Genomic DNA, 18,443 nt, shown 5'->3' with positions numbered 1-18,443 from the left:
GTATAGTGTGTATATATAATATACACACTATACCTACCGATGGTCAATCTTTATTTCACATTATTCTCATTCTGATTCGATCCATAGACACGGGCTAGCTAATCTGGACGACAAAAAGAGGACGTCAGTTTCCTGTTCGTCCTCTTGATTAATCAAGCCCGAAAGGTCATATGACCTCCCAGGCTAATGTTATGTGCTGGATATGACCTTATCCACCAATCCATATTCGACTGCTTCCGCAGCCGTCAGGAAATAGTCTCGATCCGAGTCCTTCTCAATCCGCTCAATTGACTGTCCTGTATGGTCGGCTAACAGCTTGTTAAGACGTTGACGATGCTGAATGATGCGGTTAGTATGAATCAGCATATCCGACGCCTGCCCTCGCGTACCGCCATGTGGCTGATGGATCATGATCTCACTGTTGGGCAGCGCCATACGTTTACCTTTTGTTCCACCTACCAGCAATATCGTGCCAAAGCTTGCCGCCATCCCTGTACAGATTGTGGAGATATCCGGCTTCACAAATTGCATCGTGTCATAGATCGAAAATCCCGCAGTCACCGACCCACCAGGGCTGTTGATGTACATCTGGATGTCCTTTTCCGGGTCCTCTGCAGTCAAAAACAATAACTGGGCCACGATGGCATTTGCCATCTGATCCTCAATTTCTCCAGACACCATAATGATCCGATCTTTGAGCAAACGTGAATAAATATCATAACTCCGCTCTCCGCGAGCTGTCTGTTCCACTACATAGGGCACTACATTCATGTGTGTCGCCTCCTCGGTTTAGGCAACCATGTTGACCGTGTATCCGCCTCCATACGACATCGAGTTCATGCCAGAAGTGGAGTACCCGTACATCATTGGCTGCGTGGATGGAGACGGCAAAGTCTGCTGCAAAATCGTCCCCGCCACAGCCATCGGATCATCAGTCCGATTCAGGCACAGATCAATGATTCGGGCTGTATCTCCATTACGAAATGCCAGCAGATAGCTGCGCAGTTCCTCCCGATTGTCCTCGACTGCGCCTTCCTCATACTGAAATTCTGTGTCCGATTGTTCCAACCTGTGCCTCACTTCAGCTATGGCAGAGCGTGCACGACTTAACGCTGCTTTCACAGCACCTTCTGTCGTATCCAGCATTTCCGCAGTCTCTGCCGCCCTATAACCCATTAATTCACGTAATACATATATCACTCGCTGCCACGGTGGTAGCGTATTTACAAGAAGTTGTACGGCAGACTCCAATTCCTCGAATCGCCTTTCCTCCTCCATTTCGTGTAGGAGCGGCTTCAAGCTATCCAGTTTATAAGCCAATCTCTCTCGCTGACGTAAGATATCAATCCAGCTGTTGCGTGCAATACGAATCAGATAAGCTTCCCAGTTTATATCTTTATTCATCCCGGAAGTTCCAACCACTCTCGACGACAACACTTTGAGACAGGTCTCTTGAACCAGATCCTCCGTGTCTGGAACTGATTTCGTCAGAGATAGACAATACGCATACAACGAACCCATCAGATCGGGTAGTACGGTATGGATGCTTGGGTTCAATTGATTTTTTCTGTCATTGCCATTGAATTCAATATTGAATTTATCTTGTTTACCATCATCATGTGGTCTGTTGATTCTGCAATCCACGGACTTCACAAAGGCCATCTTGGGGGCCCCCCTTTGCTGGTTCCTGATTGATTTTGACTTACACTATGTAAACGAAGAACCCCTTGTAAAGGATACGCTCTTCTGAATTTATTTTGTTACGCTAGTTAAGTTGAGTTACGCATTCGTTTCCAGCTTTAATGTTCCAAGCGGCACCTTCATCCCGGTAAGGGCAATCGTAATACCTTGATCCAGATTATAATTCTGCCGTACATCGACGTCATGAGACATATGTGTAAAATAAGTATGACCCGGCTTCAGTTCCCACAGCAGCTCCTGCGCCTCACGCATATCGTACACGGAACGTGTTGAGAATTCCGCAAGCTCATGCACAAAGCTTGTTCCAAGGACCAGCATATCCAGTCCGTGCAATGGCTCTTTTTCGGATGTCTTCAGGTCAATAGCGTCTGAACAATACGCCCAGCTATACCCACCCTGATCAAATCGATAGGCGTACGAATACCCGTTATGTCCATGGCATACTTTCCAGGAATGTACCTTCCAGTCGCCTAGTTCAATATCGCCATCCGTTTCGAGAAAGTCCATATGACGCCCCAACCAGGGAAACTGTCCCTGAATGGTGGCAATCACTTCACGTGGTGCATACAAACGCCCCTTCACACCCAGCCAGCGGCACGCATCCGCCCATTCCGGCAATCCTCCAATATGGTCAAAATGGGCATGAGTGATGAGCAGCGTATGCACCATACGCAACCCCTGATCCTCCATCTGTGATCTCCAGTCTGGTCCGCAGTCAATCATGAACTGTTCACCCGCACCATCCCCACCACCGTCAATCAGAACAGAAGAGCGTTTCCGTTTATTCTCCCCCGTAAGCCTTGCCTCTGTACATACTTCGCAATCACAATACACACGTGGAACGCCCATCGCATCGCCAGTGCCCAGAAATGTTAGCTGATTCAATCCGCATTCCCCCTGAATTAATGATATGTAGATTGTAATCGTCCACCTCCGTTTTTGCAAAAAAAAAGACCATCCCGCTGCAGTTCTCCACTGCAATTCGGGACAGTCTGTGGTCTGACCGTTCACCGTCAGACTTTAATTCCATGCTTCGCTCCATTCGGGAGCGTACGCTTCGTCAGCATGTGATGCACCTTATAAGCGGGGCATCCGCATGAAGATCACGCCTTACCTTTTAAACAGGCCACGACCGATTAATTCGAGTCACATCCACTCCGCGCTGGAACTATACCAGTGCCCGCAGCTTCAACGTCAGTTCCTGACCCGCAGGTACATCCTTCGAATCCGTAATGACCCAGTTCGATGCAAGCCGCTTCGCCAGTACCTCTGCCTGCTCCGGTTTCAACTGTAATCCGGTGATGATTCCTTCACCCACTGTGAAGTCTTTCTCGGGCTGTACCTTGAAGGCTTTCTCCAACCAGATTCCAAGTCCACCACGCGTGTTAAAGGTAATCCGGTAGCCATCTTTTACTGCTGCCTCCAGATTTTCACCATGCTCATCCGCATACGAGAAAAATTCGTTATATCGGTATTCCTCTTCAGACACGGCGTCAAAAGCGGAAACGTCTTTCGCTTGAATAGCTTTTAAAATTTCTTCCTCAGTCATCCCCTTACCGCGGGCCTGCTCCAGTCGAATTGCTGTACTTTGGGATAATTTGATCTCTGCACTCATCCAACTCACACCTTCCTGCTAGTACTATGTAACAATCATGATTCAGTATACCTCTATTATAACCTTTTGGCAGTAAAAAACCTCCATCTCTACTTCCATTGAAATGAAGGTTTAGTATCTACATGCTCGCTTACCTATTCGATTACATCAGCAATACTCATAATCCAGCGAGCACTTGATACCACACGCCGCGTTTGGAGTACAACGTACTGCGTACCTCGTCCCATCCACCCAGATAGTTGATATCAAATAGTCCTTCTGGCGTTGGGAATGTCGACTCCGTCTGTGCAAATACATCCGGATCTACTGAACGAAAACCATGCTTGGCAAAAATACGCTGCGCTTCTGGTGTACGCAGATATGCGACAAAGGCTTCTGCCAGTTCGCGATTTCCATGTTTATCGGCATATTTATTCACCACAACTGCCGGGTTCTCAATCAGGATCGTATTTTTTGGAATGACGATGTCATAATCTACACCTTTGGCGATCCGGGCAAGCAATTCATTTTCATACGTGACGATGACATCACCCACACCATATTCGAATGCCGCCATCGAAGAACGCCCACTCTTGTCCAATGATTCAACGTTACGATGTACCTGTTCGAGAAAAGCCTTGGCTACGGCAGGATCTTTCTTCCCCTCTTGCTCCTCCGACAGTTTCAATCCGGCACCATAAATGGCATTAATGTCCCATTGTGCGCCTCCGGATGTCTTTGGATTGGGGTACAGTACCTTCACTCCTGGCTTGGTTAAGTCCTGAAAATCACGAATACCGAGCGGGTTGCCCGCTCTTGTGCCCAGAACAACAATTGAACGGGTGATCATGCCCTCATTAGGGGTCTGTTTCCAATCAGAGCTAACCAGATCGGCTTTGACCAACTTCTCGATATCACTCTCCATCGCGAGCAAGGCCACATCAGCCTCGAATCCACCAACGATGGCTCTTGCCTGTGTGCCCGAAGCTTCATAGGATTCTTGAAAGTTAATCGTCTGTCCGGTTTTTGCCTTCCACTCCTCTTGGAACTTGGGCAGCAATTCGCCTACAGCATCTTTCGCTACACTATAAGCACCAATCACCAGCGTATTGGATGAATCGTTACCAGATGGCTCGTTCTGTTCGCTGGACTCCTCCTGCTTGCTGCATCCAGCGGTCATGCAGACGAGCAGAAGCATGAGGGCGACATATAAGAGTATGGCTTTCTTCTTCCTCGTCTGCATGGGCAGCCCCTTTCTTCCACTTGATCTAAATCATCACCGGCATCGGATCTTCCTTCAGTCGGTTCTCAACCACCCAACTGTTGGAGTCATTGAACAGGTATGCACGGTGTACAAGGACGCGAATTTGTTGACCGATCTCCAATGTCGTTTTCTCCAGGGAACGATATGTGATTAACTTATGACCCTGTACATCCACCTCTACCATCCATTCACTGCCGCGGAAATGAAGATGTTTGACTGTGCCTTTTTCCGTAGCAGAAAGCATGGTGAACTCGTTTTTCAAACCGATCTCAATATACTCCGGTCGAATCAGCGCTTTGGTATGTTCACCCTCGACGGCATGTTCGAATCCTTTCAACTGGGAGGCATCCTCCACAACCGTAGACTCCCCGATAAATGTAGCGACAAACGGTGTCTGCGGGTTTTTGTAGATATCCCAAGGTGTGCCCTTCTGTTCCAGACGACCCTGACTGATAATCATAATCTCGTCCGCCACTTCAATCGCTTCATCCTGGTCATGCGTTACAAAAATCGAAGTGATTCCCACTCGCTCAATCAACTCACGCAACCATGAACGCAGTTCCTGACGGATCTTGGCATCAATGGCCGCGAACGGTTCGTCCAGCAATAACAGCTGTGGCTCCGGGGCGAGTGCTCTGGCAAAAGCAACACGTTGACGCTGCCCACCAGATAACTGATGTGGATAGCGCTGTTCGAAACCTTTTAACCCGGTCAATTCAACCAGTTCCATCACCCGATCACGGATCTGGGCTTTTGGCGTCTTCTTGACCTTGAGTCCAAAGGCGATATTCTCAAATACCGTCATATGTTTGAACAAGGCATAGTTCTGGAATACAAATCCGATGCCCCGCTCCTGTGGAGGCAGATGGTTCACGACTTTTCCGTGAAAGCGAATCTCTCCGGAACCCGGATTCTCCAGACCCGCCAGCATCCGCAGAATGGATGTTTTCCCACCTCCGCTGGGTCCAAGCAGACCGATCAGATGGCCTTTGGCAATATCGAATGAGACATCTTTTACCGCATGAAAATCACCGAAATGTTTGTTCAGATCACGGACTTCTACATGCATATCAATGCACTTCCTTTCGCTTCTTGGCCCATTCCATCATGAGCAGCAGTCCGACGGAGAAGGTGACCAGCACCAATGCCACACCATTTGCAGCAGCCACATTAAAATTCTCAACATCCTGATATACCAGGGTTGTTGCGGTCTGCGTTTTGTTCATAATATTCCCGGATACAACCAGCACTGCACCGAACTCCCCAAGCGAGCGCGCAACCGTCAAGACTAGACCATACACTACCGCCCAGCGGATCGAGGGCCATGTCACACTCCAAAATGTTCTCCAGCCGTAGGCACCCAGGGTAGATGCGGCCTCCTCTTGCTGAGAACCGAGTTCCTGCAGGACAGGCATAACCTCTCTGACCATCAGTGGAAAGGTAACAAATAACGTTGCGATCACCATACCCGGGAAGGCATAGACCACATTGAATCCAATCCCTTCAAAAAAAGCACCCATAATGCTGTTAGGTCCCAACATCAACACAATCATCAAACCGCCAATGACAGGAGATACGGCATAAGGCAGGTCTACAATGCTGTTCAGCAGCCCTTTTATCCGTTCACTCAGCCATCCAGCACGAACCAGATACAGAGCCATCATGATGCCAAACAATGTATTTAACAGGGTGACCACCAGAACCACCAGTCCGGTCATCATCAAGGCATGTAACGCCTCAGGGCGCATTAACCCTTTCAGGAATCCACCTGCCCCGTCTTCAAATGCGCCAATAAAAATGCGTCCGAGCGGGATGATCAGCAGTACAATAAATACCGCAAACGTCAGTCCGATTAAGAGTCGTCTCATCGTCTTCTCCCCCGCATCTGCACCAGATTGATCAGCCAGAGGATCAGGAAGGAGAGTGTCAGGAGCAACACGGATACCGCAGCAGCTCCCGTTGGATTATCACTTTCAATCTCCCCGTAGATAAATACGGAAGCGGTCAGTGTTCTGCCCGGAATGTTACCAGCCACCAGCACGACAGCCCCGAATTCAGCCAGTCCTCTGGAGAAAGCCAGCATCCCCCCACTGATCATGCCAGGTGCCATAGAAGGCAGAATAACCTGCATGAACGTGCGAGCCTTGGATGCCCCCATCGTGTACGAGGCCTCTTCCTCGGAAGGATCGATTTCTTCCAGCAAAGGCTGCACTGCACGGATAACAAACGGAAACGTGACAAAGGTCATCGCGATAACAATGGCGGGCTGGTGAAATACAATCTCAAATCCCATGGATTCTGCCAGTTTCCCGATGGCACTGACCGGACCCAAAAGTAGCATAATCATCAAGCCGCCCACCGCTGTTGGCAGTGCAAACGGGAGATCAACCAGACTATTGAGAAACGATCGGCCCACAAAGCGATACCTTGTCAACACCCAGGCGATCATCGTGCCCAAAACCACATTAATCAGCGTGGCAATGACGGCCAGCCGAATGGTCAGCAGTACGGCTTTCCACGCGATGGGGTCCATAATGCTCTGAACAAAGTTGCTCCATCCTTCAGAGAAGGAATTGACGTACACACCGATGATTGGAAGTACAATAAGTACGATAAAATATAACAATACGGTACTGCGGAATCCCCAAGTCCATCCCTTATGACGAAGAACGGTATTCATTGCTGCGTTCCCTCCCAGCCTCCGGCTTTAGCTCCGGTCGGCAGTCTTCCTGACTTTAATACGACATTTTTCCTAAGTTGGATGATATTACTTTAATATTATTCCCATTAGTCTACTTGGTTTTGCTTTTCTGATACTTTACCAGTTTGCAGTGCTAATCGTCAATGCTTTTATTGAATATAATTGGGCCTCATATGAGAACGATTAATAAAAATCACTTCAGGTTATTTCTGTCCTCTTCGTTATGGTGCAGTTCCCATAATCAGCGTCATTGTGGTTTGTTTGGTATGTAGTGGTTAAGGTACAATCGAGGGTAAGAAATGAGATCCTAAGGAGTGATTTAACATGTTATACAAGAAGAATATATCCACTTCTACACGAGATGAAATGAAGGATATCACATGGGACGTAAAGCAGGTTGTCCAGAGTAGCGGGGTGCAGAATGGGACGGTGCTCATCTACTGTCCACATACGACGGCAGGTATTGCCATCAACGAAAATGCTGACCCGGATGTGAAACACGATGTATTGTTACGCCTTGACGAAGTGTACCCTTGGGAGCATCCCGAGTATCGACATGCCGAAGGTAATACAGCCTCTCACCTCAAATCGATCACAACAGGGCCGTCACAGACGGTAATTATTCACGAAGGCAGGCTGCTGCTTGGCCGCTGGCAAGGCATTTACTTTTGCGAATTCGATGGACCACGTGAGCGGGAGTATTTTCTCAAAATCATGGAAGGTTAGTTGGGTCCAATAGGCCTGCCACCAACTCGTTCATTTTTTGCAAACACAAACAGGCGGTCCACCCTCATTCCGGGTCGGAGCCGCCTGACTTGGTCTGCTGCGTTTACTAACTTTCGCGAGACAACGTTATAAAGAATTAAAGTTATGACAAATCACCGCCCTGAAGTGTAGGGGTGCAACAACAGCGCCATTATTGGTCGCCAGGCTGCTGACCCAGATTGCGGCACAGCACTTTGACATGAGACAGCGCAGACGATTCAATCTCCACAAACGTTAAACGGTCCTGAATGTAATAAGAAATGAATCCGTGCATAGCCAAAAATAGCGTACGCGGTACCCTTTGAATATCCTCTTCCGTACAGTTCGCTTCATTCATATACTGTCTTATAATCGATGCAAACAATTCGAAGCAACGTCCCTGTTCGGTACGACAATAAGACAACAGTTCTTCGTCCCTGATCATAAACATAATTTCGTATTGGTATGGATTCTCCAGACCAAAGCGAATAAACTCCATCATAATGTGCTCTACCTTGCTCACATCATCACGAACCGGCCTGACCATGGCTTGCAGCAGCAAATGCCCCAGATGATTGAAATCTTCAACCACGATGGCATAGAACAGCTCTGCCTTTTCCTTAAAGTGATAATACAGCGACCCATGACTATAGCCCAGATGCTGGCCGATGCTTCGCATCGAAATGGCGCGGTATCCTTTGGTAATAAAAAGGTGCCTCGCCGCCTCCAGTATCCGCTCCCTCGACAACTCCTGTTCGACTGCTCTTCTAGCCATATATTTTATTCCCCTTCAATAAAATAAAGCCGCTGTCCCTCCGTGATCCGGGATTGCCCTTGCGTCAAATCCGTGATCCAGGCTATAAAAGCCTCGGTTTCACTATCCGGCGGAAGACAAGTCAACGTAACCTTTTCGGTGAATCCAGTTTCACCTGTACGGACTTCCCGGCTTCTTAACTCATTTTCCACTTTACCCAGCCACGTATAATCCAGTTCAACAAACACTTCACGATGTAGCACGTTGGTAATGGCTTCTCCGGCTTCAATGGCTGCTACAGCTCCATCCGTATAAGCACGAATTAACCCGCCAGCTCCAAGCATAATTCCCCCGAAGTATCGCGTAACCACAATTGCCACATTTTTTAATTTCTGATTTTTGATCACTTCAAGAATGGGTTTCCCTGCTGTTCCGCTGGGTTCACCGTCATCGGATTGCTTCTGGATCTCGTCCCGCTCCCCAATCATGTATGCAGAGCAGTTATGAGTGGCATTCCAATGTTTTTTCTTGATCTCATCGATGAAGGCAACAGCCTCTTCCTCTGTCGTGACCGGCATAATATGACCGATAAATCGCGACTTCTTGATTACAATTTCCAGATTGCCCGGTCCTCGAACCGTGCGATAACGTTCAATCATCCTAAATCCAACTTTCTGATCTTTTCCTGAGTCCATTTTACAAGAAAGCAGTTCACCGCGCGAACGCGGACGAACTGCCCTGGTTATCTACATCCGGGAACCCTGCATCTTACACAAACAGTGATTACCGGTTAGAATTACATTACCTTATTCAACTATATGAGCAGACCGATGAATTATTCGGAAAGTCTCGCTTCGAGCGCTGCTTTCTCTTCTTCAAAGCCTGGTTTGCCCAGCAATGCGAACATATTTTTCTTGTAAGCTTCCACGCCTGGTTGGTCAAATGGATTGACGCCCAGCAGGTAGCCACTGATACCGCATGCTTTTTCAAAGAAGTATACCAGATATCCGAAAGAATATGGAGTCATATCTGGAATGTTCACAATCAGGTTTGGTACTTGACCATCTGTATGTGCAAGCAGTGTTCCTTGGAACGCTTTTTTGTTAACAAAGTCCATAGTTTTGCCTTCAAGGAAGTTCAAACCATCCAGATCGTCCGGATCGGATTTGATTGAGATATGCTCAGCAACTTCAGTAACCTGGATAACAGTTTCGAAGATATTCCGGCTACCTTCCTGGATGAATTGACCCATGGAGTGCAAGTCTGTAGAGAAATCAACGGATGCAGGATAGATCCCTTTGTAATCTTTACCTTCACTCTCTCCAAACAGTTGTTTCCACCACTCGGACACGAAGTGCAGGGATGGCTCATAGTTTACAAGGATCTCAGTGCCTTTGCCTTTGCGATACAATGCGTTACGAACAGCAGCATATTGATATGCTTCATTCTCAGCTACGTTCGGGTTGCTGTATTCTTTGGATGCGTCAGCCGCACCTTGCATCATTTCTTCGATGCTGATACCCGCTGCTGCGATTGGCAGCAAACCTACAGCTGTCAGAACGGAGTAACGTCCACCTACATCATCCGGGATAATGAAAGATTCGTATCCTTCTGCATTTGCCAGTTCTTTCAATGCACCACGTGCTTTGTCTGTTGTAGCATAGATGCGTTTGCGAGCTTCTTCTTTACCATATTTCTCTTCCAGTGCTGCACGGAAGATACGGAAAGCAATTGCCGGCTCTGTTGTTGTACCGGATTTGGAGATAACGTTGACGGAGAAATCTTTGCCTTCAACCAGATCCAGCAAATGAGTTACATATGTGGAACTGATATTGTTTCCTGCAAAATAGATTTCAGGCGTTTTGCGTTTGTCTTTTGGCAGATTGTTATAGAACGAGTGAGTCAGCATTTCAATCGCTGCACGTGCACCCAGGTATGATCCACCGATACCGATAACAATCAGTACTTCGGAGTCGCTTTGGATTTTGGCAGCCGCTTTTTGAATGCGAGCAAACTCTTCTTTGTCATAAGCCGTTGGCAGGTCAATCCAGCCCAGATAATCGGAGCCTGTTCCTGTTCCGTTGTGAAGCTGCTCATGAGCCAGACGAATCGGTTCTGCGAAATAATCCACTTCGTGCTGATTTACAAATTGCAATGCCGTGCTATAGTCAAATGTCACTTTTTTTGCCATGATCTCAAAAACCTCCTGATTTCGATTATAGTGCGTGTTCAAACTTTGTAATCAAAAGCGGACTTTTTGAACAACCTCTTATATTATGTCCGTATTCCATTCTAAACAACTTGCCTTAAGGATACTTCAAATCCACGGGGCTGACAAGCTTGCAGCTCGAACTTTGTCGTTAGAATTCAAGAAGCAAAAAGGGTAAACCGAATCCGCGGGTTGCGGTTCTGCTTACCCTTCTTATGTTATTCCGCCGGGTACGAGCAGACGTAGTCAGTAACGCTGCGTATCTCCAGTTTAAATTTGGATTCGGCAGGCACGTGGAACGTAGCTTGACCTTGAATCTCTTGCCACTCTTCTTCTCCGGGAAGCAATACTTTCAGATCTCCAGACAGAATCTCCATAATTTCACGGGAATCCGTACCGAACTCATAACTGCCTGGAAGCATGATGCCCAGAGTCACTTTGCTGCCATCCCCCAAAATAACCGTTCTGCTGGTTACCTGACCATCATAATAAATGTTGGCCTCTTTCACTACACTGACTTGATCGAATTGTGACATGCGTACCCGCTCCCCTGAAGTTAATGAAAACAAAAGGCAAAACAGATCAAGGCGATAACGAGTCACCGCCCATCTCTGCGGAAATAAATTACTGCCATGGATCAGGACAGCATGACGCCCTCCCAATCATAGCAGCGCTTATGAAGCTATTACAGCAATGCTTTTACGCGGCTAACCACGTTATCCACCGTAAAGCCATACTCTTGGATAACACGGTCGCCAGGCGCGGATGCACCAAATGTGCTGATTCCGAGAATGTCACCTTGATCTCCAACATATTTCTCCCAGCCCATTGGATAAGCCATTTCAATCGCAAGACGAGCTTTAACATCCGGAAGAAGAACGGACTCTTTGTAAGCTTTGTCTTGTTTCTCGAACAGATCCCAGCTTGGCATGCTGATTACGCGAACTTGGATGCCTTGTTCTGCAAGTGCTACTTGAGCTTTAACAGCCAATTGCACTTCAGAACCTGTAGCGATAATTTGTGCTACCGCTTTGCCATCTTTTGCATCAGAGACAACATAAGCACCACGTTTCACGTTCTCACGTGAACCTTCAACCGTACCTTCCAGGATCGGCAGGTTTTGACGAGTGAGTACGAGTGCAACCGGGTTGCTCTTGTTCTCAAGCGCGTAAGCCCAAGCAGCCGAAGTTTCATTACCATCAGCCGGACGAATAACCGTCAGGTTAGGAATGATACGCAGGGATGCCAATTGCTCGATCGGTTCGTGCGTAGGACCGTCTTCACCAACAGCGATACTGTCGTGAGTCAGAACGTACGTTACAGGCAATCCCATCAGGGCAGCCAGACGAACAGCCGGACGCAGGTAATCGGTAAATACGAAGAACGTACCTCCGAATACTTTCACACCGCTGTGCAGTGCCATACCGTTCATTGCTCCAGCCATACCGAATTCACGGATACCGAAGTAGATGTTACGGCCGGAGTAATCTTCAGGTGTGAAGTTCTCCAGGTTGTTCAAGTGAGTCATTGTGGAGCTTTCCAAGTCAGCAGATCCACCTGTCAGTTGTGGCACGTTGTGCGCCAGACCATTCAGAGCGTTACCGGATGCTACACGAGTGGAAAGAGCTTTGTCTGTTGCTGCATATTTAGGAAGATCACGGTCCCAACCTTCTGGAAGGTCGCCGTTAATCGCTGTTTCGAATTGAGCTGCCAGCTCAGGGAAAGCTTTTTTGTACTCGGCAAATTTCTCGTCCCAAGCTTTGTTAGCAGAGATACCACGATCTTTCACTTGTGCAAAGTGATCGCGAACTTCAGCTGGTACGTGGAAGTTTTCTTCGTAAACCCATTTGTAATACTCTTTAGTCAATTTGGCTTCGTCTGCACCCAGTGGAGATCCGTGAGTACCGCCGTGGCCGCCTTTACCTTGTTTGTTCGGGCTACCATAACCGATAACCGTTTTAACTTCGATCAGTGTAGGACGCAGTGTATCTGCTTGACCTTCCTGAATTGCTTTTTCGATTGCAGGCAGATCGTTACCATCTTCAACGCGCAGCACTTGCCAGCCATAAGCTTCAAAACGCTTCGCGATGCTTTCGGAAGAAGACAGATCCAATTTACCATCCAACGTGATGTCATTGGAGTCGAACAACATGATCAGTTTGCCCAAGTGCAAACGTCCAGCAAGGGAAGCTGATTCATGAGATACACCTTCCATCAAGTCACCATCACCACAGATTGCGTAAGTGTAGTGGTCAACTACGTTGAATTTGTCTTTATTGTATGTTGCGCCCAGTTGAGCTTCAGCCATCGCCATACCTACAGCCATTGCAATACCTTGACCCAGTGGGCCTGTAGTTGCATCAACACCTGCAGTATGTCCGAATTCCGGGTGACCCGGAGTTTTGCTTCCCCATTGACGGAACTGTTTCAGTTCTTCCATTGGAAGATCATATCCGCTCAGGTGCAGCAAGCTGTACAGCAACATGGAGCCATGTCCTGCAGACAGGACAAAACGGTCCCGGTTAACCCAAGTTGGGTGGTCCGGGTTATGAGTCATCGTTTTTGCAAAAAGTTGGTACCCCATTGGAGCGGAGCCCATAGGCATACCCGGGTGTCCGGAATTTGCCTTCTCAATTGCATCAATCGCCAAAGTACGTACGGTAGTAATCGACAGGTTGTCGATTGTAGTGTTCTCGTCCTTTTGAATCGCTTCGTTCTTGTCAGTCATGGTTTGTCCTCCTCATGTCTTTAGATAAGTCGGGTGCGCAAGCGAATCCCTCTCATCATACAAGCAAACCGAATTTCACAATAAGTGAATCCGCTTGAGTGTTTCATTTTGACTTATTCACTTTTGTATTGTATCACTTGGCGTGAAGCTTTTCCATAACCTTCTTTTAGAAGTTCGTGAAAAATCGGTGCTCTGTGATGAATATTCCTTGGCCTATCAAGCAAAAATCGTACTGTACAAGGTACTAAATTCCAAAAACAGACTTAAGGCGCCTCGCAAATCCATCGCATGAAGTATAACCTTTAACCTGAAAACCATGCATTTTTTAGATATTCATCCTCAATTCACATATAATGTTCCTGAATATGGATTCGAAAGTCGGGCTGTGGTTTACTTTTTTCAGATGTACACGCGTCAATCATAGGAGGTCGCGATTATGCCAGATCCTGCTGCTCACCCATCAACATCGCTAAAACACTCATTACCCTGGATATCTGGTATTTTAACGGGGATTCTCTCCGGAGTTGTCCTGGGATTTTTCCTCAAAATGATTCAGGCCAACACAGGTGAACAAGTATATACCCTGCTGCTGAATATTGATTTTGTGCCTGGTCTTCCACCAACCTTACCCGAAATCATTGAATTTTCTCTGCATCTAATCGTGTCCGTTGTCATCGGTATCTTCTATCTGTGGTGGGTAAGGCATTCAGGCCGCCCTATGATCAAAGGAATTTTACTTGGTGCGGTCTCGTCCTTGCTCTATATCCCACTCTCTCAAATGTCATCACGTGTGCCAGACCTATACGATGTGTCCGCCATCCTCTACTGGATTGTTGGACATCTGCTGTTTGGTATTGTGCTTGGCTTGTGCGGAAAGTATATCAACACAACAAAAAAAGCGACTCCCGCTTCGTAAACGAATTGGGGTCGCTTTATTGTTAGTCTATTACGTGGTTCCGAATCAACCTTGCACAGTATTAAAGCGTGAGCTTAAAATACAACGGTTTTATTTTCGTGAACAAGCACGCGGTCTTCGACATGCCATTTCACGGCACGTGCGAGCACAACACGCTCAATGGTACGTCCAATACGCTTCAGCTCGGTTACATCGTCCCCGTGGCTTACACGCTGCACATCCTGTTCAATAATCGGGCCGCCATCCAGTTCTTCCGTAACATAGTGCGCTGTCGCACCGATTATTTTGACACCGCGGTTGTACGCCTGCGCATACGGTTTACCACCCACGAAGGCTGGCAGGAACGAATGGTGAATATTAATGATTCGATTGCGGTAGTGCTCAATGAACATCGGAGAGATAATCTGCATGTAACGAGCCAAAATGATCACATCCACATCGTTGCCGATGACGTCCAGTTGGCGCTGTTCCGCTTCTTTCTTCGTATCTGCTGTAACTGGGATATGATGATATGGAATGCCAAATGATTCTACATAATCCTTCATGTCCAGATGGTTGCTGACCACAAGAGCAATATCGGCATCCAGATCGCCTGCCTGCCATTGCCACAATAATTCAACCAGACAGTGATCTTCTTTGGATACAAAGATAGCCAGTTTCTTCTTGCGGCTAACCGCAGATAACGTCCATTCCATTTGGAAACGGCTTGCCACTTCTGCAAAATCGGCTTCCAGTTTCGGCAAATTGACCAACAATTGCGGAAGATCAAACTCAATTCGCATAAAGAACATGCCGCCAGCAGGGTCCATTGTATACTGGTCCGACTGAACAATGTTTGCACCATGCTGGTGTAGGAAATGAGATACGGCAGCTACAATTCCTGGACCATCAGGACAGGAAATAAGCATGCGCGCACGATCGGCGCGGTTTTTAGAATCAGGGCGTACTTGTTTAGCGTGGATCTCCATCGGGTTATTCTTCCTCCTTCAATTAAGCCATGACCTGCGGGATTAACCCGCAAGCCATGCAATCAAGCGATGATTCAGTTGTTCTTCATTCAAATGCGGGAATAGTGCAGCTTCAGTCACCATGTCATAGAGGCGTTCCAGCGGTTCGCGCGGATCTGCCTTTTTGGCTTTGGCATCATTTTTGAGCAACGTCCACACATCCAGAATATACGAACGAGACTCAATCTCTTTACCTTTGAAAAAGTGTTGCAACTGTTCTACTTCAGTCAGGAATTCCTGGCCAAATCGACCGGCAACATCCCCACGAAGCAGCGCAATCTCAACCTCATACATTGGACGCTGTGTCTTGGACTCTTTACCAATCCAAGGTGTCTCCAGAATAAATGGACGTCCTTGAAGCTTCTCATGGTTGACGATGCTGTTAATCGCTTCAAACCCGATCCAGCCAGAGCCAATTGGTGTATGACGGTCCTTGTGCGCACCCACAGCATTCTTACTATCATTAATATGCATTACGGCAATGCGGTCAAGTCCTACCGTACGATCGAATTGTTCCAGTACACCGTCAAAATCATTAACGATATCATATCCGGCATCATGAATGTGACATGTATCCATACACACAGTCAGGCGCTCGTTATATGTTACTTTCTCGATAATCTGAGCGATCTCTTCGAAACTGCGACCCATCTCCGTACCTTTGCCAGCCATGGTCTCCAGAGCGATGTTCACATCCGTGTCTTTCACACCCTCCAGCACTTCATTCAATCCTTCTGCGATCCGTCCGATCCCATAGTGGGCATCTTTGTCTGTAAATGCGCCGGGATGTAATACGATGTTCTTCACACCAATAGCATGTGTCCGACGAATCTCTTCCTGAAGGAAATCTACAGCCAGTCTAAACGTATTATCTTTGTATGAGCCAAGATTAACAATGTACGGTGCATGGACAACGATATCTTCCATTCCACCCTCTTGCATGGCAACCTTGCCTTCTTCAATATACATGGACTCAATTGGCTTGCGACGTGTATTCTGTGGTGCACCCGTATATATCATAAACGAACTGGAACCGTACGAGGACGCTTCCTTCGTTGCACTCAATAATCCCTTGTCCGAAAAGGACACGTGGGAGCCGATTTTCAGCATTATTGATCCCCCTTATTCTGAATTATCCCTTATTCTAACGCGATTATCGAAATAAATCTAGAAATGCGCTATAATTCGGGATAGAGGCTATTTTTTACAGCTAATATGTGGAACATGGGTAGGCGGAATCCGTCTTTCCGTGAAAATCAATGAACCGAGGTGACTCCGCAATGATTTTCGACTCCTACGCGATAATACTGAACAGCTATTCCCCCAGCAATTGGTTTATGAATACGATCGCATTCTGGACTTTTTTATTGCTAGGCAGCATGTGTATCGGTGGATTTTTCATGATGCGCAAGTTTTTGAAAGTGCTACCAAAAGCAGACGGAAAGTCCAAACTGGATTGGCAGAATTATTGGGTTGAAGCCAGCCGTCACTTATGGACAGATGAAGCCAAAGCTTTTTTGGATCAACTAGTGGAGCCTGTGCCCGGGCCATTTCGTGACATCGCCAAACATTCCATTGCTGCAGAGATCGGTAAGATTGCAGTCGAAGACAATGCCACGGAAGTATCGAGAGATCATTGCATCAAAGGATACATTATTGCCACACCGAAGCGGGACAATAAGTTTTTGGTAAAATTTTTGGAGAAAAACAAAATCGATTATTCCCCTTATCAACATTTGATTAAATAAAATAAAAGATGAGTTAAGTGGCATATAGATTTGGTTAATTAGATACAGATATGCTCCGTCAGGTAAGTTGTTCCCAACAGGCATTGCTTACCGTACGGGGCTGTTTGTCGATCCAACGGTATGTATCAGCGCAGTGAAAATACAGAGAGGATGTTTGATATGAAAATTGCCATTTGTGGAGGTACCGGATTTGTAGGAGGAGCACTTGTAGATTACTGGTTGCAAGCCGGGCACCATGTGAAAGTTATTACACGAAAACTGCCTGACTTGCATAATCCAAGTAAAAATCTTACATATATATCGTGGGAACAAGTCGAAGAACAACCTCACTTGCTGGAAGGTATGGACGCTCTCGTTAACCTTGCCGGAGAAACGCTGAATCAACGTTGGACAACCAAGGCGAAGCTGGAAATTGTTGAATCCAGAGTCACGACCGTAGCGCGGGTAGCCCGATTGGTAGAATCCCTTGAACAAAAGCCGGAAGTGGTCGTTCAGGCTTCTGCCATGGCCATCTATGGAACCTCTCCTAACGAAACCTTTGACGAGAGCAGTCCGCAAAAATCAATGAATTTCCCCTCCCGGGTCTCGGAACAATGGGAAGTTGCTGCAGATGCTATCAAAGATGTAAGACTCGTTAAAATCCGGGTGAGTCTGGTGCTTGGACATAAAAGAGGTGCTTTTCCATTGATGAAACTTCCTTATATGCTAGGTGTTGGTGGCAAGATCGGCAGTGGCAAGCAATGGACTAGCTGGATTCACATTATGGATATCGTAAGACTCATTGATTTTAGCATTCAAAATAAACAAGTGTCAGGTCCGGTCAATGCTTCCTCACCGAACCCTGTTACCAATGATGAATTCGGTCGTACGGTCGGTAAAGTGTATCATCGCCCTCACTGGTTCCCCGTACCCAGCTTCCTGATTAAAACCTTGGTCGGAGAACTATCCGTTGTCGTGCTTCAAGGGCAGAGAGTCATTCCGCAAAAAGCTCTCGACCACGGATTCCAGTTCACCTTCCCAACCTTAACCCAGGCACTGGAAGATCTGAAACACCGCGGCTTATCTGACTGATTGAAC

General features: G+C 47.1%; 19 protein-coding genes. 4 read left to right on the top strand and 15 right to left on the bottom strand.

All coding sequences use genetic code 11. The features are described 5' to 3' along the window. Window positions 1-189: 189 nt before the first annotated feature. The 8 genes from clpP to cysT form a co-directional block, all read right to left on the bottom strand. Window positions 190-771 carry an ATP-dependent Clp endopeptidase proteolytic subunit ClpP gene (gene clpP, locus MHI55_RS08050; protein WP_340389616.1) on the bottom strand — a complete coding sequence of 194 codons (582 nt, stop codon included), beginning with the start codon at window positions 769-771 and terminating at the stop codon, window positions 190-192. Between the two features lie 18 nt (window positions 772-789). Next, window positions 790-1,662, bottom strand: a complete 873-nt coding sequence (locus MHI55_RS08045) for an RNA polymerase sigma factor (protein ID WP_340389613.1) — start codon at window positions 1,660-1,662, stop codon at window positions 790-792. Window positions 1,663-1,779: 117 nt separating this feature from the next. Then, window positions 1,780-2,586 (bottom strand): MBL fold metallo-hydrolase, encoded by an 807-nt coding sequence (locus MHI55_RS08040; RefSeq protein WP_340389612.1) that lies wholly within the window; start codon window positions 2,584-2,586, stop codon window positions 1,780-1,782. Between the two features lie 283 nt (window positions 2,587-2,869). Then, on the bottom strand, window positions 2,870-3,316 hold the full coding sequence (locus MHI55_RS08035) for a hypothetical protein (RefSeq protein WP_338708050.1): 447 nt from the start codon (window positions 3,314-3,316) through the stop codon (window positions 2,870-2,872). Window positions 3,317-3,473: 157 nt separating this feature from the next. Continuing rightward, window positions 3,474-4,538, bottom strand: coding sequence for a sulfate ABC transporter substrate-binding protein (locus MHI55_RS08030; RefSeq protein ID WP_340389610.1), 1,065 nt, complete (start codon window positions 4,536-4,538; stop codon window positions 3,474-3,476). A gap of 25 nt (window positions 4,539-4,563) precedes the next feature. Beyond that, a complete protein-coding gene (gene cysA, locus MHI55_RS08025) occupies window positions 4,564-5,628 on the bottom strand; it encodes a sulfate ABC transporter ATP-binding protein (protein ID WP_036610770.1) in 1,065 nt (354 codons plus the stop codon). A 1-nt stretch (window position 5,629) separates the two neighbouring features. Continuing rightward, the gene (locus MHI55_RS08020; protein ID WP_017689977.1) at window positions 5,630-6,427 is read right to left on the bottom strand and encodes a sulfate ABC transporter permease subunit; all 798 of its coding nucleotides are present in this window, start codon (window positions 6,425-6,427) and stop codon (window positions 5,630-5,632) included. After that, the gene (gene cysT, locus MHI55_RS08015; protein ID WP_017689978.1) at window positions 6,424-7,239 is read right to left on the bottom strand and encodes a sulfate ABC transporter permease subunit CysT; all 816 of its coding nucleotides are present in this window, start codon (window positions 7,237-7,239) and stop codon (window positions 6,424-6,426) included. Before cysT ends, MHI55_RS08020 begins: the two co-directional genes overlap by 4 nt. A 345-nt stretch (window positions 7,240-7,584) precedes the next feature. Here cysT and MHI55_RS08010 point away from each other — a divergent pair, with 345 nt between their 5' ends. Beyond that, window positions 7,585-7,986: a secondary thiamine-phosphate synthase enzyme YjbQ gene (locus MHI55_RS08010; RefSeq protein WP_036669103.1), complete on the top strand. Its 402-nt coding sequence runs from the start codon at window positions 7,585-7,587 to the stop codon at window positions 7,984-7,986. A gap of 190 nt (window positions 7,987-8,176) precedes the next feature. On the opposite strand, the gene MHI55_RS08005 is transcribed toward MHI55_RS08010, so the two are convergent. The 5 genes from MHI55_RS08005 to tkt all read right to left on the bottom strand — a co-directional run bounded on the left by MHI55_RS08005 (window position 8,177) and on the right by tkt (window position 13,695). Further along, entirely contained in the window at window positions 8,177-8,779 is a 603-nt protein-coding gene (locus MHI55_RS08005) for a TetR/AcrR family transcriptional regulator (RefSeq protein ID WP_036669101.1), read from the bottom strand. A gap of 5 nt (window positions 8,780-8,784) precedes the next feature. Then, window positions 8,785-9,417: a YigZ family protein gene (locus tag MHI55_RS08000; protein ID WP_340390581.1), complete on the bottom strand. Its 633-nt coding sequence runs from the start codon at window positions 9,415-9,417 to the stop codon at window positions 8,785-8,787. 176 nt (window positions 9,418-9,593) lie between these two features. Then, window positions 9,594-10,949 carry a glucose-6-phosphate isomerase gene (locus MHI55_RS07995; RefSeq protein ID WP_017689982.1) on the bottom strand — a complete coding sequence of 452 codons (1,356 nt, stop codon included), beginning with the start codon at window positions 10,947-10,949 and terminating at the stop codon, window positions 9,594-9,596. Window positions 10,950-11,185: 236 nt separating this feature from the next. Further along, window positions 11,186-11,503, bottom strand: coding sequence for a pyrimidine/purine nucleoside phosphorylase (locus MHI55_RS07990; RefSeq protein WP_017689983.1), 318 nt, complete (start codon window positions 11,501-11,503; stop codon window positions 11,186-11,188). Window positions 11,504-11,652: 149 nt separating this feature from the next. Next, window positions 11,653-13,695: a transketolase gene (gene tkt, locus MHI55_RS07985; protein WP_076251558.1), complete on the bottom strand. Its 2,043-nt coding sequence runs from the start codon at window positions 13,693-13,695 to the stop codon at window positions 11,653-11,655. A 436-nt stretch (window positions 13,696-14,131) separates the two neighbouring features. On the opposite strand from tkt, the gene MHI55_RS07980 reads away from it, so the two are divergent. After that, complete coding sequence (locus MHI55_RS07980) at window positions 14,132-14,611, top strand: hypothetical protein (protein WP_076251557.1); 480 nt, start codon at window positions 14,132-14,134, stop codon at window positions 14,609-14,611. Between the two features lie 74 nt (window positions 14,612-14,685). Here MHI55_RS07980 and purU read toward each other — a convergent pair whose 3' ends face one another. Both purU and MHI55_RS07970 read right to left on the bottom strand, forming a co-directional pair. Next, a complete protein-coding gene (gene purU, locus MHI55_RS07975; protein WP_017689986.1) occupies window positions 14,686-15,579 on the bottom strand; it encodes a formyltetrahydrofolate deformylase in 894 nt (297 codons plus the stop codon). A gap of 42 nt (window positions 15,580-15,621) precedes the next feature. After that, window positions 15,622-16,728 (bottom strand): deoxyribonuclease IV, encoded by a 1,107-nt coding sequence (locus tag MHI55_RS07970; RefSeq protein WP_036669096.1) that lies wholly within the window; start codon window positions 16,726-16,728, stop codon window positions 15,622-15,624. Between the two features lie 170 nt (window positions 16,729-16,898). Here MHI55_RS07970 and MHI55_RS07965 point away from each other — a divergent pair, with 170 nt between their 5' ends. Both MHI55_RS07965 and MHI55_RS07960 read left to right on the top strand, forming a co-directional pair. Further along, window positions 16,899-17,366, top strand: coding sequence for a DUF2621 domain-containing protein (locus MHI55_RS07965; RefSeq protein ID WP_036610792.1), 468 nt, complete (start codon window positions 16,899-16,901; stop codon window positions 17,364-17,366). A gap of 159 nt (window positions 17,367-17,525) precedes the next feature. Continuing rightward, window positions 17,526-18,437 carry a TIGR01777 family oxidoreductase gene (locus tag MHI55_RS07960; RefSeq protein WP_076251555.1) on the top strand — a complete coding sequence of 304 codons (912 nt, stop codon included), beginning with the start codon at window positions 17,526-17,528 and terminating at the stop codon, window positions 18,435-18,437. Window positions 18,438-18,443 lie beyond the last annotated feature (6 nt).

Origin of the sequence: Paenibacillus sp. FSL E2-0151, assembly GCF_037993015.1 — a bacterium.
Classification (GTDB): Bacteria; Bacillota; Bacilli; order Paenibacillales; family Paenibacillaceae; genus Paenibacillus; species Paenibacillus amylolyticus.
The sequence above is the reverse complement of the archived record's forward strand: the minus strand, read 5'-3'. Positions and strand labels throughout refer to the sequence as shown.

Coding starts and splice junctions, on each gene's coding strand:
- clpP (WP_340389616.1), bottom strand. CDS start 771: ATGAATGTAGTGCCCTATGTAGTGGAACAGACAGCTCGCGGAGAGCGG.
- MHI55_RS08045 (WP_340389613.1), bottom strand. CDS start 1,662: ATGGCCTTTGTGAAGTCCGTGGATTGCAGAATCAACAGACCACATGAT.
- MHI55_RS08035 (WP_338708050.1), bottom strand. CDS start 3,316: ATGAGTGCAGAGATCAAATTATCCCAAAGTACAGCAATTCGACTGGAG.
- MHI55_RS08030 (WP_340389610.1), bottom strand. CDS start 4,538: ATGCAGACGAGGAAGAAGAAAGCCATACTCTTATATGTCGCCCTCATG.
- cysA (WP_036610770.1), bottom strand. CDS start 5,628: ATGCATGTAGAAGTCCGTGATCTGAACAAACATTTCGGTGATTTTCAT.
- MHI55_RS08020 (WP_017689977.1), bottom strand. CDS start 6,427: ATGAGACGACTCTTAATCGGACTGACGTTTGCGGTATTTATTGTACTG.
- cysT (WP_017689978.1), bottom strand. CDS start 7,239: ATGAATACCGTTCTTCGTCATAAGGGATGGACTTGGGGATTCCGCAGT.
- MHI55_RS08010 (WP_036669103.1), top strand. CDS start 7,585: ATGTTATACAAGAAGAATATATCCACTTCTACACGAGATGAAATGAAG.
- MHI55_RS08005 (WP_036669101.1), bottom strand. CDS start 8,779: ATGGCTAGAAGAGCAGTCGAACAGGAGTTGTCGAGGGAGCGGATACTG.
- MHI55_RS08000 (WP_340390581.1), bottom strand. CDS start 9,417: ATGATTGAACGTTATCGCACGGTTCGAGGACCGGGCAATCTGGAAATT.
- MHI55_RS07995 (WP_017689982.1), bottom strand. CDS start 10,949: ATGGCAAAAAAAGTGACATTTGACTATAGCACGGCATTGCAATTTGTA.
- MHI55_RS07990 (WP_017689983.1), bottom strand. CDS start 11,503: ATGTCACAATTCGATCAAGTCAGTGTAGTGAAAGAGGCCAACATTTAT.
- tkt (WP_076251558.1), bottom strand. CDS start 13,695: ATGACTGACAAGAACGAAGCGATTCAAAAGGACGAGAACACTACAATC.
- MHI55_RS07980 (WP_076251557.1), top strand. CDS start 14,132: ATGCCAGATCCTGCTGCTCACCCATCAACATCGCTAAAACACTCATTA.
- purU (WP_017689986.1), bottom strand. CDS start 15,579: ATGGAGATCCACGCTAAACAAGTACGCCCTGATTCTAAAAACCGCGCC.
- MHI55_RS07970 (WP_036669096.1), bottom strand. CDS start 16,728: ATGCTGAAAATCGGCTCCCACGTGTCCTTTTCGGACAAGGGATTATTG.
- MHI55_RS07965 (WP_036610792.1), top strand. CDS start 16,899: ATGATTTTCGACTCCTACGCGATAATACTGAACAGCTATTCCCCCAGC.
- MHI55_RS07960 (WP_076251555.1), top strand. CDS start 17,526: ATGAAAATTGCCATTTGTGGAGGTACCGGATTTGTAGGAGGAGCACTT.